9 protein-coding genes and 2 pseudogenes are annotated in these 13,442 nt (G+C 63.2%); 7 read left to right on the top strand and 4 right to left on the bottom strand.

Features of this window, described 5'->3' with window-relative positions:
• Positions 1-43: 43 nt before the first annotated feature.
• Together QNO18_RS00760 and QNO18_RS00765 are read left to right on the top strand one after the other, a co-directional pair.
• A complete protein-coding gene (locus tag QNO18_RS00760) occupies positions 44-583 on the top strand; it encodes an RNA polymerase sigma factor (RefSeq protein ID WP_283176126.1) in 540 nt (179 codons plus the stop codon).
• Positions 580-2,709, top strand: a complete 2,130-nt coding sequence (locus QNO18_RS00765) for a VWA domain-containing protein (RefSeq protein ID WP_283176127.1) — start codon at positions 580-582, stop codon at positions 2,707-2,709. The genes QNO18_RS00760 and QNO18_RS00765 overlap by 4 nt, the downstream gene beginning before the upstream one ends.
• Before the next feature lie 73 nt (positions 2,710-2,782).
• Here the strand turns inward: QNO18_RS00765 and dacB are convergent, their stop codons facing one another.
• Positions 2,783-4,273 (bottom strand): D-alanyl-D-alanine carboxypeptidase/D-alanyl-D-alanine-endopeptidase, encoded by a 1,491-nt coding sequence (dacB, locus tag QNO18_RS00770; protein ID WP_283176128.1) that lies wholly within the window; start codon positions 4,271-4,273, stop codon positions 2,783-2,785.
• Positions 4,274-4,401: 128 nt separating this feature from the next.
• Positions 4,402-5,907, bottom strand: coding sequence for a choline-sulfatase (gene betC, locus QNO18_RS00775; protein WP_283176129.1), 1,506 nt, complete (start codon positions 5,905-5,907; stop codon positions 4,402-4,404).
• Positions 5,908-6,573: 666 nt separating this feature from the next.
• On the opposite strand from betC, the gene QNO18_RS00780 reads away from it, so the two are divergent.
• The 4 genes and pseudogenes from QNO18_RS00780 (at position 6,574) to QNO18_RS00795 (ending at position 11,605) form a co-directional block, all read left to right on the top strand.
• Entirely contained in the window at positions 6,574-8,160 is a 1,587-nt protein-coding gene (locus QNO18_RS00780; protein ID WP_283176130.1) for an ABC transporter substrate-binding protein, read from the top strand.
• A gap of 10 nt (positions 8,161-8,170) precedes the next feature.
• Positions 8,171-9,127, top strand: a complete 957-nt coding sequence (locus QNO18_RS00785) for an ABC transporter permease (protein ID WP_283176131.1) — start codon at positions 8,171-8,173, stop codon at positions 9,125-9,127.
• The gene (locus QNO18_RS00790; protein ID WP_283176132.1) at positions 9,124-9,936 is read left to right on the top strand and encodes an ABC transporter permease; all 813 of its coding nucleotides are present in this window, start codon (positions 9,124-9,126) and stop codon (positions 9,934-9,936) included. The genes QNO18_RS00785 and QNO18_RS00790 overlap by 4 nt, the downstream gene beginning before the upstream one ends.
• A pseudogene (locus QNO18_RS00795) lies at positions 9,933-11,605 on the top strand (ABC transporter ATP-binding protein). Before QNO18_RS00790 ends, QNO18_RS00795 begins: the two are co-directional and overlap by 4 nt.
• A 47-nt stretch (positions 11,606-11,652) precedes the next feature.
• Here QNO18_RS00795 and QNO18_RS00800 read toward each other — a convergent pair.
• Entirely contained in the window at positions 11,653-12,399 is a 747-nt protein-coding gene (locus QNO18_RS00800) for a class II aldolase and adducin N-terminal domain-containing protein (protein ID WP_283176133.1), read from the bottom strand.
• 197 nt (positions 12,400-12,596) lie between these two features.
• On the opposite strand from QNO18_RS00800, the gene QNO18_RS00805 reads away from it, so the two are divergent.
• Positions 12,597-13,028: a hypothetical protein gene (locus tag QNO18_RS00805; protein ID WP_283176134.1), complete on the top strand. Its 432-nt coding sequence runs from the start codon at positions 12,597-12,599 to the stop codon at positions 13,026-13,028.
• 112 nt (positions 13,029-13,140) lie between these two features.
• On the opposite strand, the pseudogene QNO18_RS00810 reads toward QNO18_RS00805, so the two are convergent.
• Positions 13,141-13,346, bottom strand: a pseudogene (locus QNO18_RS00810) (cold-shock protein).
• Between the last annotated feature and the right edge of the window lie 96 nt (positions 13,347-13,442).

Genomic DNA, 13,442 nt, shown 5'->3' on the forward strand with positions numbered 1-13,442 from the left:
CCAGGGATTGCCAGCCGGGCCGCGTCTGATTAGCACCATGCTGATGGATACGCCCGACGAAACCCTTGCCAGCGCCGCGGCCGAAGGCGACCGCGCGGCCTTTGCGACCCTGGTTGCACGGCATTATGACCGCATTTTCGGCCTGGCCTGGCGGCTGAGCGGCAACCGCTCTGACGCCGAGGATCTGGCGCAGGACATCTGCGCCGCGTTGCCGGTGAAACTCAGGAACTGGCGCTCTGAGGCGCGGTTCACCACCTGGCTATACCGCGTGGTGGTCAATGCCGCCCATGACCAGCGCCGCCGCCAGGCAACGCGCTCAAAGGCCGCCGAGTGCTGGGGCGACTGGGAGCTCGCGCGCCAGGACGAGATCGAAACCGGGCGCGAGGCCGAGATCTGGCTGCATCAGGCCATGGCGCAGCTGTCTTCTGAACTCAGGGACACGGTGGCGCTGGTCCTGGGCGAGGAAATGACCCAGGCCCAGGCCGGAGAGGTTCTTGGCGTGACCGAGGGCACCATCAGCTGGCGGATGTCAGAGGTCAAAAAACGCCTGCGGGGGATCGCGGCAAGAGAGGTCGGAAAATGACCGATGAGCTGAACGATCTGCGTGCGGCGCTGAAACGCGCGCCGGCTTCGGACCCCGAGGCCCGCACCCGTGCTTTGGCCCTGGCGATGGAAAATTTCGACCGGCTCCAGGGATCGGAAGAGGCGTCGCGTCACAAGGAAGACCGCCCGGGGGCAGATGCGCCCCGGCAGGCGGGCTTCTTTGGCGGAGTGCGACAGATGATGAAATTTCTCAGCTCAAAGCCGGCATTGCTGGCAACGACTTCGGCGGCGGCCCTGGTGGTCGGCGTGGCGATTTTCCTGCCTCTGGGCAATATTCCCGGGATCGGCGGCGGCACGCCTGGCGTCACCGGAGCTGTAAGCCCGGGCGGCGATATCCCCGCCCAGAATGCGCCTGCCCCCGAACCGGCGCTTACCGCATCCTCCCAGACCGAAATAGCCGGGGAAGAGCCGGTCGTCACGGCGCCAGAACCCGCACCGCAGGCCGCAGCAAAGATTGCCGCCGATGAGGTGCCTGCTCAGGACGGCTCGCCAAAACCAGCCCCCCAGCCAGAAAATCCGGGACCGGAGGCCGCAGCGCGGGCTGCGAAAGAGGCCGCTCCTGGCGACAGGGCTGAATATGCGGCTGAAAATTCCTCCGCAGACGAGATGCTGATGGAGGCTCCCTCGCAGCCGATGAATGAGGCACGTCTGCGCGTCTCGAACGGCATCATGCCCGCCGGAGACATGGCCTATCTGCCTGCCCCTGCCCCCGCGACCGAGGACTATGCCAATGCGGCGGCCAATCCGGTCAGGGTCACCGCGGAAGAACCGGTTTCGACGTTTTCGACCGATATCGACACGGCATCCTGGTCGGTGATCCGCTCGACGCTGAACGCAGGCATGCTGCCCGCACCGGAACAGGTGCGGGTCGAGGAAATGGTGAATTATTTCCCCTATGCCTACGCCGCGCCCGAAGGGGGCGAGGCTTTCGCCACCACAATCGCGGTGATGCCGACGCCCTGGAACCCCGACACGCGGCTGGTGACCATCGGCCTCCAGGGCGCGCTGCCCGAGATCGCCGCCCGGCCGGCCCTGAACCTCGTCTTCCTTGTCGATACCTCGGGATCGATGCAGGACATGAACAAGCTGCCGCTGCTGAAACAGTCGCTCGCGCTGATGCTGCCCGAATTGCGGCCCGAGGATCAGGTCGCCATCGTCGCCTATGCCGGATCCGCCGGCACCGTGCTGGAGCCAACCCCGGCGGGCGAGCGTGACAAGATCCTGAGCGCGCTGGACAGCCTGTCGGCGGGCGGCTCGACCGCCGGGGCTGAGGGGCTGGAGCTCGCCTACCAACTGGCCGCGCAGATGGCGGGCGATGGCGAGGTCAGCCGCATCCTGCTGGCAACCGATGGCGATTTCAATGTGGGGGTCTCGGACCCTGAGGGGCTTGAGGCCTATGTCGCGAAAAAGCGCGCCGGCGGCACCTATCTTTCGGTGCTGGGCTTTGGGCGCGGCAATCTCGATGATGCGGTGATGCAGGCGCTGGCGCAGAACGGCAATGGCACAGCGTCTTATATCGACAGCCTGTCAGAAGCGCGAAAAGTGCTTGTTGACCAGCTGACAGGGGCGCTTTTCCCGATTGCAGATGATGTAAAAGTGCAAGTCGAGTGGAACCCGGCCCAGGTCGCGGAATACCGGCTGATCGGTTATGAGACCCGGGCGCTGGCGCGGGAAGACTTTAACAATGACAAGGTCGATGCCGGCGAGATCGGTGCGGGTCTTCAGGTCACGGCGATCTATGAGGTGACGGCGCCGGGTTCGGCGGGCCTGAAAAACGACCCGCTGCGCTATGGCTCCTCCGGGGCGGTGACCGGCGGCGGCAGTGATGAGATGGGCTTTCTCCGGCTGCGCTGGAAAGAGCCGGGGGAAAGCATCTCTCAGTTGAAGGAAACCCCGATCACCGGGATGGAACCGGCCTCGGATGAGACCCGTTTCGCGGCAGCGATTGCCGGGTTTGGCCAGCTTTTGCAGGGTTCGGCCTATACCGGCGACTGGGGTTACGGCGATGCGATCAAGCTCGCGCTGGCAGCGCGGGGTGCGGATGACTTCGGCTACCGGATCGAAGCGGTGACCCTGATGCGACTGGCGCAGAGCCTCGCAAAATAGGGGGTCGCCTTGCGAAACTGACGAGGATCATCAGGCAAAACCGGGCGCGGGGCTTCTTCCCGCGCCCTCGATTTCAGGCGTAAAGCGAGGCCCAGCGGCTGATCAGCTGGCCCTGGAGCTTGCGCGAGCGGCTGATCCAGGCTTCGGATCCGGGCGGGTTCTCGCGCGCGGCGACCGGAACCGCATCGCGGCGGGCCGGGTCTCCGGTGAAGATCGCGAAGATCATCTCGCGCCCGCCTGGCGGGGTAATATAGCCCGCCAAAGCCGAGACGAAATTCAGCGTGCCGGATTTCGCCATGACCTTGACCGGATGGCCTTTGATCACCTTGCCCTGCGCGTCTTTCATGCCGACATCGCGCAGGATCGGCTTCAGCCCGCGCCCGTCACGGGCTGCGCGGAGCAGGATCTGCGCCATATCCTGCGCCGAGATCCGTGAAGCCCCACCGAGGCCCGAATGGTCGGCAAAGCTCGCGCCGACGCCAAAGCTCTGCCGAACCCAGGCGGTCATGGCCTGGCCCGAGGCGGCGATACTCCCGGCGCCCGAGGCGCTCAGCCCCGAACACTCGGCGGTGATATTCGTGGACCAGCGCAGCATGCCGCGCAGGACTTCGGGAAGCGCCTCGCTTTCCACCCGGGCGAGTTCATCGCCGCGCGGCAGGGCCTGGACCGCCTGGCCCTCGGGCAGGGTCACGCCCTGGGCTTTCGCGAGGGTGCGGAAGACCTCGGCGGTGTAAAGCCCGGTCAGCCGCACCGGCAGCCAGCGCGAGCCACCTTTGCCAAGCGCGCCGGAGGCGACCGTCCAGTCCTCGCGCGAAGCGCCGCCCTTATAGGTATAAAGCGGGGTCTCGCGGCTGGCGACCTTCATCCCGACCATCGAGACCTGGGGGATAAACCGCTCGCCCCGGGCATCCATCGCGACCGACCAGTCGGCACCGGCCTTTTTCCATTCAAAATGCACACGGTTGAAATTCAGGTTCAGCCCCGAAAGCGCCGGGTTATAGCCGACCTGGTCCGGCTGATCAGCGGCGATACGCGCCGCATAGGGCAGCGCGCCCTCCCAATAAAGCAGCCGTCCCGAGACGCCCCTGACGCCGCGTTTGGCCAGCCGTGCCGCCAGATCGCCCAGCTGATCGGTCTGCAGCGTGGCATCGCCGCCGCCCGCAAGAACCAGATCCCCCTGGATCACGCCGCCCTGGACCGGGCCGGTGGCCAGAAGACGGGTCGCAAAGCGCCGCCCTGCCCCGAGCCTTTCCAGCGCATAAAGCGCGGTGACTGCCTTGGTCACCGAGGCCGGCGGCAGGGCTGTCCCCGCTTCGCGCCCCTCGAGCACCGCGCCGGTCTTTGCATCCATCAGCACGAAACCAACCGTTCCCGTCAGTTTCGCCGCCTGGACAAGCGCCTCGGCATCGGTGGTCACAGCGGCTTTCTGCCCCGGTGCCGCTTTGCCGTCGCTGCGGCCATCGCCTCTGAGCTTCGGACGCGGCGAAGAGGTCATCACCTCGCCGCAAGCTGGCAGCGCCGCGCTGGCGAGCATCGCCGCAAGCAATCCACGTCTTGAAATCACCGACCGATTCCCCCGGTTATGCCGCCTGTGTTTACCTTATCCGGGGCGGATCGCACAGCCGCCGGAACGGGATCACCTGATAACAGCATTGTGAAGATTTGCTGAAAGCACGGCTGCCGGGCGAGGGATCATTCGCCGCGCGGGAACCGTTTGGAATCCTCCAGCACGTTGAGATCCATGTGGTTGCGCATGTAGCGCTCGGACGCGGCGCGGAGCGGCTGGTGATCCCAGGGGAACCAGGCCCCGTTCCTCAATGCCTCATAAACCACCCAGCGCCGGGCCTGGCTTTCCCGCACCTCCGCATCATAGGCGGCCAGATCCCAGCGCCGGTCGGCCTCGGCCCGGAACCAGGCGAGGATTTCGCCGGCCCGCGCGTCTTCGGCGAGGTTGCGGCGTTCCTGCGGGTCATGGGCGAGGTCATAAAGCTGATCGGGATCCGCGGCGCAGCGGATGTATTTCCAGGCCCCCTCACGCAGGCAGACCAGTGGCGAGATCGAGCCCTCGGCCGCATATTCCATCGCAACAGGGCCGCGCGCTGCCCCTGCGGCGACGGGCAAAAGATCGACTCCTGCCGTCCAGGGCATCACCTCTGACATATCGATCCCTGCCAGCGCGCAAAGCGTCGGCGTCACGTCGATGGTCGAGACCGGGGTTTCCACGAGACCCGGCGCAAGGTCCGGCGCCGCGATCATCAGCGGCACCCGCGCCGAGCCCTCGAAGAAGTTCATTTTGAACCACAGGCCCCGCTCGCCCAGCATATCGCCGTGATCCGAGACGAAAAACACCACCGCCTCCTGGCGCGTGGCGTCAAGCACATCGAGGATCTCGCCGATCTTGTCGTCGATATAGGAGATATTGGCGAAATAGCCCTGACGGGCACGGCGGATATGGTCAGGCGTGATGTCAAAGGCGCGGAAATCGCAGGCCTCCATCAGACGCTTTGAATGCGGGTCCATCCGGTCAAAAGGGATGGTCTCGGGCGGCTCGCATTCCGGGGCGCCTTCATAAAGATCCCAGTATTTGCGGCGCGCGACATAGGGGTCATGCGGATGGGTGAAAGAGACGGTCAGCGACCAGGGCCGCGCATCCCCGCCGCGCGAGAGGTCGTAAAGTTTCTGCACCGCCTGAAAGGCGACATCGTCATCATATTCCAGCTGATTGGTAATTTCGGCCACACCCGCCCCGGTGACCGAGCCCAGGTTGTGATACCACCAGTCGATCCGCTCGCCCGGCTTGCGATAGTCGGGCGTCCAGCCGAAATCGGCGGGGTAGATATCGGTCGTGAGGCGTTCCTCAAACCCGTGCAGCTGATCGGGGCCCACAAAATGCATCTTGCCCGAGAGCGCGGTCTGATAGCCCGCGCGGCGCAGATGATGCGCATAGGTCGGGATATCCGAGGTGAATTCGGCGGCATTGTCATAGACGCGGGTACGGCGCGGCAGCTGGCCTGACATGAACGAAGCCCGCCCCGGCGCGCAAAGCGGGCTGCCGGTATAGCTGTTCGCGAATCTCACCGAGCGCGCCGCGAGCTTCCTGAGATTGGGCGCATGCAGGAAGGCGGCCGGGCCATCGGGAAACAGCGTTCCGTTCAGCTGATCGACCATCAGGATCAGAATATTCGGACGCGCATTCATCTTCATTCCCCTGCAGACGGTATTGATTTCGCAATTTGGTGGCGCGTGTTCCGATGCGGCGCAAGATCATTTCCGGCTCCCTCCGGGCGCGAGGGCGTTCTCAGACAAAGACCTGCCGCTTTCAGGCTACTTTTCGCAAGGATCGTGGATTTACTCGGGCTTACGCGCTCCCTTCTGAAAGGCAGCCATGACGCATTCCGGGCAAGGCAGCATCACCGAGGCAAAACGGGCAAGATCGCCCGCAAAGGTGCCATGCCAACAGAGACAGGATCGGCCCGGCCCTTGCTGTGCTGACGAAAACGCCGCCAGGAAGGTCTTTTCTGCCAATGGGTTGCATTACTGGACGGCGCGCGTTTATGTTTGCCGCGATATGGTTGAAGACAGACGGGCCTGGCCCGGGGGCAGCTTTGCCCCGCCTCATCTTTCACACCATCGCGGTTGTGCCGGAACCGGTGCGGCCAGCATGGACAACCAGAGACTGATATATTCCGGGGCATCTGCCTCTGTCTGGTCTCGACGGACAACCGCAGGGTTTGTCCGCAACGAAAACATTTGCCCGATGCCGCGCTTCACGCTTTTATTGACTCAATAATCAAAAACAGAATCCGGTGATGCCAAAAGGCGGACCGGAGATAAACCAACAGAAAACCGACAGGGAGAAAATGAATGTCCGAGAAACTCGACTGGATGGTCGCCCGTGCCCGCGCCGGCAAAATGAACCGCCGCGAATTCATCGGCCGGACCACCGCGATGGGCGTCTCTGCCGCGCTGGCCTCGGCGCTGTTCACTAAAGCGGCCCTGGCCGAGCCGAAAAAGGGCGGCACCCTCCGTGTGGGCCTGGCAGGCGGCGAAAGCACCAATACGCTCGATCCGGCGCTGGCGGCTTCGGTCGTGCCGCAGGTCGGCAATGCGCAATGGGGCGAGCAGCTCGTTGATATGAAGCCGGACGGAACCATTGATTTCCGGATTGGCGAAGAGGTCTCGTCGAGCCCGGATTCGAAAGTCTGGACCTTCAAGATCCGCGAGGGGGTGACCTTCTCGAACGGAGCGCCGGTCACTGCCGAAGACGTGCTTGCGACTTTTAAGCGCCATACCGATGAACAGGCACAGTCGGGCGCGCTCGGGATCGTCAAGGGCATTACCGATATGAAGGCGGAAGGCGACAAGCTGACGCTGACGCTTGATGCGCCTTCGGCTGACCTTCCTTACCTGCTGACCGATTACCACCTGATCATCCAGCCCGGTGGCGGATACGACAATCCCAATGCCGGTATCGGTGCCGGCCCCTATATCCTTGAGACCTTCGAGCCGGGCGTCCGCTACGTATTGCAAAAGAACCCGAACCACTGGGATCCGAATACGGGTCACGCAGATACGGTCGAGATTCTTTCGATCAACGACAACACCGCCCGCACTGCCGCGCTGCAATCGGGTCAGGTTCATATCATAAACCGGATCGACCCGAAAATCGCGCAGCTGCTGGCGGGTGCGCCAGGCGTCGAAGTGCGGCGCGCGGTTGGTCGCGGCCACTATGTCTTTATCATGCATGTCGACACCGCGCCCTTTGACAATAACGATCTGCGCATGGCGCTGAAGCTTGCGGTCAAGCGCGACGAGATGGTGGAAAAGGTGCTCGGCGGGCTTGGCTCTGTGGGCAATGATTTCCCGATCAATGCGGCCTATCCGCTGTTCGACGACAGCATCCCGCAACGCGAATATGACGCGGCGGCGGCCAAGGCGGCTTATGACAAATCCGGCCATGACGGCAGCCCGATCATCCTGCGCACGGCACCGGGTGCTTTCCCCGGCGCGGTTGATGCGGCGAACCTCTTTGCCGCTTCGGCCCAGGCCGCCGGCATTCCGCTGCAGATCCAGCTTGAGCCCGATGACGGCTACTGGACCAATGTCTGGAATGTGCAGCCCTTCTGCGCCAGCTATTGGGGAGGGCGTCCGGTCCAGGATCAGATGTATTCCACCGCTTACCTGTCCACTGCGGAATGGAATGACACCAGGTTTAAGAACGCAAAATTCGACGAGCTGCTGCTGGCGGCACGGGCGGAACTGGACGAGACCAAGCGCAAGGCCGATTACTCGGAAATGGCGCATATTGTCCGGGACGAGGGCGGTCTGATCCTGCCGATGTTCAACGAATTCGTGGCGGGTATCCGGTCCGCGGAAATCGGCGGCTGGGTGGACGATCCGAATGCCGAGATGATGAACTACCGCGCTCCGTCCAAGTGCTGGCTGGTCTGAGGACGCATCGGTGCATCCAATCCTGAAACTTCTGGTCCAGCGCATCGCGCTGGGCCTCGTGCTGCTTTTGGCAGTTTCGGCGGTGATCTTCCTCGGCGTCGAGGCCCTGCCCGGTGATACGGCACAGGCCATTCTCGGCCAGTCCGCGACCCCCCAGGCACTGGAGAACCTGCGCGCGCAGATGGGGCTCGATCAGCCCGCGCTGACGCGCTACTTCAACTGGCTCGGCGGGGTGATGACCGGCGATCTGGGCAAGGCCCTCACCAATGGTGTCGATATCGCGCAGGCCATCGGGCAACGCCTGGGGAATACGCTGTTCCTTGCGGGATGCGCCGCGGTGATCGCGGTGCCGCTGGCGCTGATCCTTGGCGCGGTCGCCGCCCGCTATGCCGGGCGCTGGCCCGATAAGGTGATCTCGGCGATCACCCTGACCACGATCTCGCTGCCGGAATTTGTTGCCGCCTATTTCGTGATTTACCTGCTCACGATCGTCTTCCCGGTCTTCCAGCCCGTCGCCATAGTCTTTCCCGGCATGAGCTTCTGGGCGAAATTGCAGGCCGTGGCTTTGCCGGTCATCGTCCTCGTGATGGTGGTGCTCGCGCATATGATGCGGATGACGCGCGCCGCGATCCTCAATGTCATGCAATCGGCCTATATCGAGACGGCAGAGCTCAAGGGCCTCTCGCCCATGACAATCATCTGGAAACATGCCTTCCCGAATGCGATCGCGCCGGTGATCTCGGTGGTGGCGATCAACCTCGCCTACCTGGTCGTGGGCGTCGTCGTCGTGGAGGTGGTGTTTTCTTACAATGCGCTAGGCCAGTATCTCGTGGACCATGTGACCAAACGTGACCTGCCGGTGGTGCAGGCCGTCGGGCTGATCTTCGCCGCCGTCTATATCGGGCTGAACATCATCGCCGATGTAACCTCGATCATCGCCAACCCGAGACTGAGGCATCCGAAATGAGAATACCGCCCTCAGCCATTATCGGCCTTGTCCTTACCGGCATCTTTGTGTTTTCGGCGATCTTCGCCGATCTGATCATGCCCTATGCCTATGATCTGCCCGTTGGAGGCCAGTGGGAGAGCCCCTCTGCCACGCATTGGTTCGGCACCGACACGATTGGCCGCGACATCCTTTCGCGGCTGATCAAAGGCGGCCAGATAACGATTTTTGTCGCATTGGCGGCCTCGGTCATCTCGTTCTCGATGGGGTCGTTCTTTGGCTTCATGGCGGCAGTCCAGGGCGGCTGGACCGACCAAATCCTGTCGCGCATCTGCGATCTGATGATGGCGATCCCGTCGCTGATCGTGGCGCTGGTGCTGCTGTCCGTCCTGCCGCTGAACCTTACGGTCCTGATCCTTGTGATGGGGGTGCTCGATTCAACCCGCGTCTTCCGTCTCGCCCGCGCGGTCGCGATGGATATTGCGGTGATGGAATATGTCGAAGCGGCGCGCCTGCGCGGGGAAAAAGGCACCTGGGTGATCTTTCGCGAGATCCTGCCCAATGCGCTGTCGCCACTGGTCGCTGAATTCGGCCTCAGGTTCATCTTCGCGGTTCTCTTCATCTCGACGCTTTCTTTCCTTGGTCTTGGCGTGCAGCCGCCGCTGGCCGACTGGGGCGGCATGGTGAAAGAGAACAAGGACGGTCTGACCTACGGGATCTCGGCCGCGCTGGTGCCGGCGCTCGCGATCGCAGCGCTCGCGATTTCGGTCAACCTGGTGGCCGACTGGGTGCTGTCGCGCACCTCCAGCCTGAAAGGAGGCCGCGGATGACCCCTGCCAAACCAAAACACCATGACGGGCCGCTGCTTGAAATCCGTGGTCTCGTGATCGAGGCCACGTCTTACCCGCCGGGCGAGCCGCCAAAGAACGTGACCCTGGTGCATGGCGTCGATGTGACGCTGCAAAAGGGCAAGGTTCTGGGGCTGATCGGCGAATCCGGCGCCGGGAAATCGACCATTGGCCTCTCCTCCATGTCCTATGGCCGTGGTGGCGTGCGGCTGACCGGGGGCGAGATCCTTCTGAACGGGCGCGAGATCCGTACGGCCTCTCCTGCGAGCATGCGCAGGATCAGGGGCAAGGAGGTGACTTACGTTTCGCAATCGGCGGCGGCCTCGTTCAACCCGTCGAAACGGCTGATGGATCAGGTGATCGAGACCTGCCTGTCGCACGGCCTCATGTCGAAATCCGAGGCCCAGGCGCGGGCGATCACCCTGTTTCGCAAGCTCGGCCTGCCCTCGCCCGAGACCATCGGCAACCGCTATCCGCATCAGGTTTCCGGCGGGCAGCTGCAGCGGGTGATGACGGCGATGGCGCTTTGCCCGAAGCCTGATCTGGTGGTGTTTGACGAGCCGACCACGGCGCTGGATGTGACCACCCAGATCGACGTTCTAGCCGCGATCAAAGAGGCGATCCGCGATACAGGTGTCGCCGCCCTTTACATTACGCATGACCTCGCCGTGGTGGCTCAGGTGGCAGACGAGATCATGGTGCTGCGTCATGGCCGCAAGGTCGAACTCGGCACCACCGATCAGATCATCAACCGCCCCACCGAGGATTACACCAAAGCGCTGGTTTCTGTCCGCAGCATCGAGCATGCGGAAAAGCCCGAAGACGCGCCGCTTTTGAAAATCGACTGCGTCACGGCGCGTTATGCCGGGACCAATTTCGATGTTCTGAAGAATATTACGATTGATCTGCCGCCGGGACAGACCCTCGCAGTGGTTGGCGAAAGCGGGTCGGGCAAATCAACGCTGGCGCGGGCGATCACCGGCCTCTTGCCGCCGTCAAAGGGCCGGATCAGTTTTGACGGGCGCCAGCTATCGCCGCCTTTGCCGGGCGCACGCGCGACGATCTGCGCCAGATCCAGATGATCTATCAGATGGCCGATACCGCGATGAACCCGCGCCAGACGGTCGGAACCATCATCGGCAGGCCGCTGGAGTTCTATTTCGGCCTGAAAGGCAGCGCGCGCGACAAGCGGGTGCAGGAGCTTCTCGACCAGATCGAGATGGGCAAAGGCTTTGCCGACCGCTACCCGGCGGAACTGTCGGGCGGTCAGAAACAGCGTGTCTGCATCGCGCGGGCGCTGGCGGCAAAACCGAAGCTGATCATCTGCGACGAGGTCACATCGGCGCTGGATCCGCTGGTGGCGGATGGCATCCTGAAACTGCTGCTGGAACTGCAGGCCGAAACGCAGATGGCCTATCTCTTCATCACCCATGATCTGGCAACCGTGCGCGCCATCGCCGACAAGATCGCAGTGATGTATAAGGGCGAAGTGCGGCGTTACGGGCAGAAGAGCGATGTACTGGCACCGCCCTTCGACGATTACACCGACCTGCTGCTGTCCTCGGTGCCAGAGATGGAACTGGGCTGGCTGGAGGGCGTGCTGGAACACCGTCGTCAGACCGGGATCGGCAAGGCCGGCGCCGGCAACTGATCGGCCAGAAGATACCGCCCGCCTGTCATCAGGCGGGCCGTTTCATGTCAGCCGGCGTAATCGGGTTCCTCGCGGTCGAGGATCGCGCGGATCTCGGACAGATGGGCGTTCGCAAAACCGGGATAGGCCTCCCATTCTGCGGCGGTCTTTTCCGCCACCGCATCCGACATCAGCCGCAGGGGCCGTCCGGTCGACAGGGCACGGATATAGGTCTCGGCAGCGCGCTCAAAGTAATAGAGACGGTTGAAGGCCTCGGCGACCGAGCGACCGATCACCAGCACACCGTGATTGCCCATGATCAGCGTGTGGATCTTGGGATCCGCGAGCAGTTCGGCACAGCGCGCGCCCTCCTCTTCGAACGCCATGCCGCCATAATGGCCATCAACCACCTGGCGGCCATGGAACATCGCGGAATTCTGGTCGATGGCGGGCAGATGCGAGTCTTCAAGCGCCGCCAGCACCGTCGCATGGACCGAATGGACATGCATCACACAGACCGCATGCGGACAGGCGCGGTGAATGGCGCCATGCAGCCCCCAGGCGGTCGGGTCCGGCGCATCGGGGCGCTGCATCGTATCGGGGTCTTCCGCGTCGATCTCGACCAGCGAGGTGGCGGTGATGCGCGAGAAATGCCGCCCGTTCGGATTGATCAGGAACCGGGTTCCGCCCGGGTTCACCGCCAGCGAAAAATGGTTCGCCACCGCCTCATGCATATTGAGCCGCACCGTCCAGCGGAAGGCCGCTGCAAGGTCGCAGCGCTGGATCTCATGGGTCAGATTACTGTGCTGGTTCATCTCCGCCTCCCTGCTGTCATTGATGCGGGCAGCCTGCACGGAGCCGTCCCCACAATCAAGATGGCAGCATCAAGGCAGATCTGACGCGGAAATTCCTGAATCCGCCCCTGAAATCAGCGCAATCAGCCAGCAAGATCACATGAGACAGAGAATTTCCTCCCGGCATCCGATCACCCCCACATCCCCGGAATTTCCCCATGCAGGCTTATCACTCCTTTGACTTTGGCGGCGCCGTCAGGATCGGTCATGCGTTTCGGGTGCTCTGCGTCACCGGCACCGAGGCCGCGCCCCTTGCCGCACGGCTGGGCGCTCTGGGGGGGCGGATCGAAACCGAAGCCGAGCTTTACGCTGCACTCTCGGTCGTGATCGACGATCCGGGCGGCTGCGATGTGGTGGTGTTCGACTGCGACAGTCTGGGCGCAGATAATGTGGCTCAGGTGGTCACGCGCACCCTCAGGGCGGTCCAGTCGCGGCTGCCGGTGGTGTTGATCAGCGCCGGTTTCCCGACCCATGTCTTCCCAGACGCCCGTGAAGAGCCGATCCTGCTGCGGGCACCGGTTTCGGATCTGAGCCTGCGGATCGGCTGCGAACATGCGCTGCGTGATCTGACCCGCTGGGCAGCCGCCTGAGGCCCCCCCTGCCCGGGCTGTCTCCAGAACGGGTCTGAACCAGTACGCGGCATACAAATAAAAAAGGCGGTCCCGCGGGCCGCCCTTTCTGTTTCGACTGGCGCCTGAAGGCTTATGCCAGTGCGATATTGATCGCGGATTCGCGACCGTCACGGCCGGCTTCGATGTCGAAGGTCACAGCCTGGCCGTCTTTCAGACCGCGCAGACCGGCGCGCTCCAGCGCGGTGATGTGAACGAAGACGTCTTTCTTGCCACCCTCGGGGCGATGAAGCCAAAACCTTTGGTTTCATTGAACCATTTCACGGTGCCATTTGCCATCGTGAGCTCTCCTGATCGTATCTCCGCCCACGTTATGTGGCGGACTGGCGCAGTCAGCTTTTTAGTCGATGGCTGTAGGCCGTTTGGCGGAGACAG

This window comes from Gemmobacter sp. 24YEA27, assembly GCF_030052995.1.
In the GTDB taxonomy this organism is placed as follows: Bacteria; Pseudomonadota; Alphaproteobacteria; order Rhodobacterales; family Rhodobacteraceae; genus Pseudogemmobacter.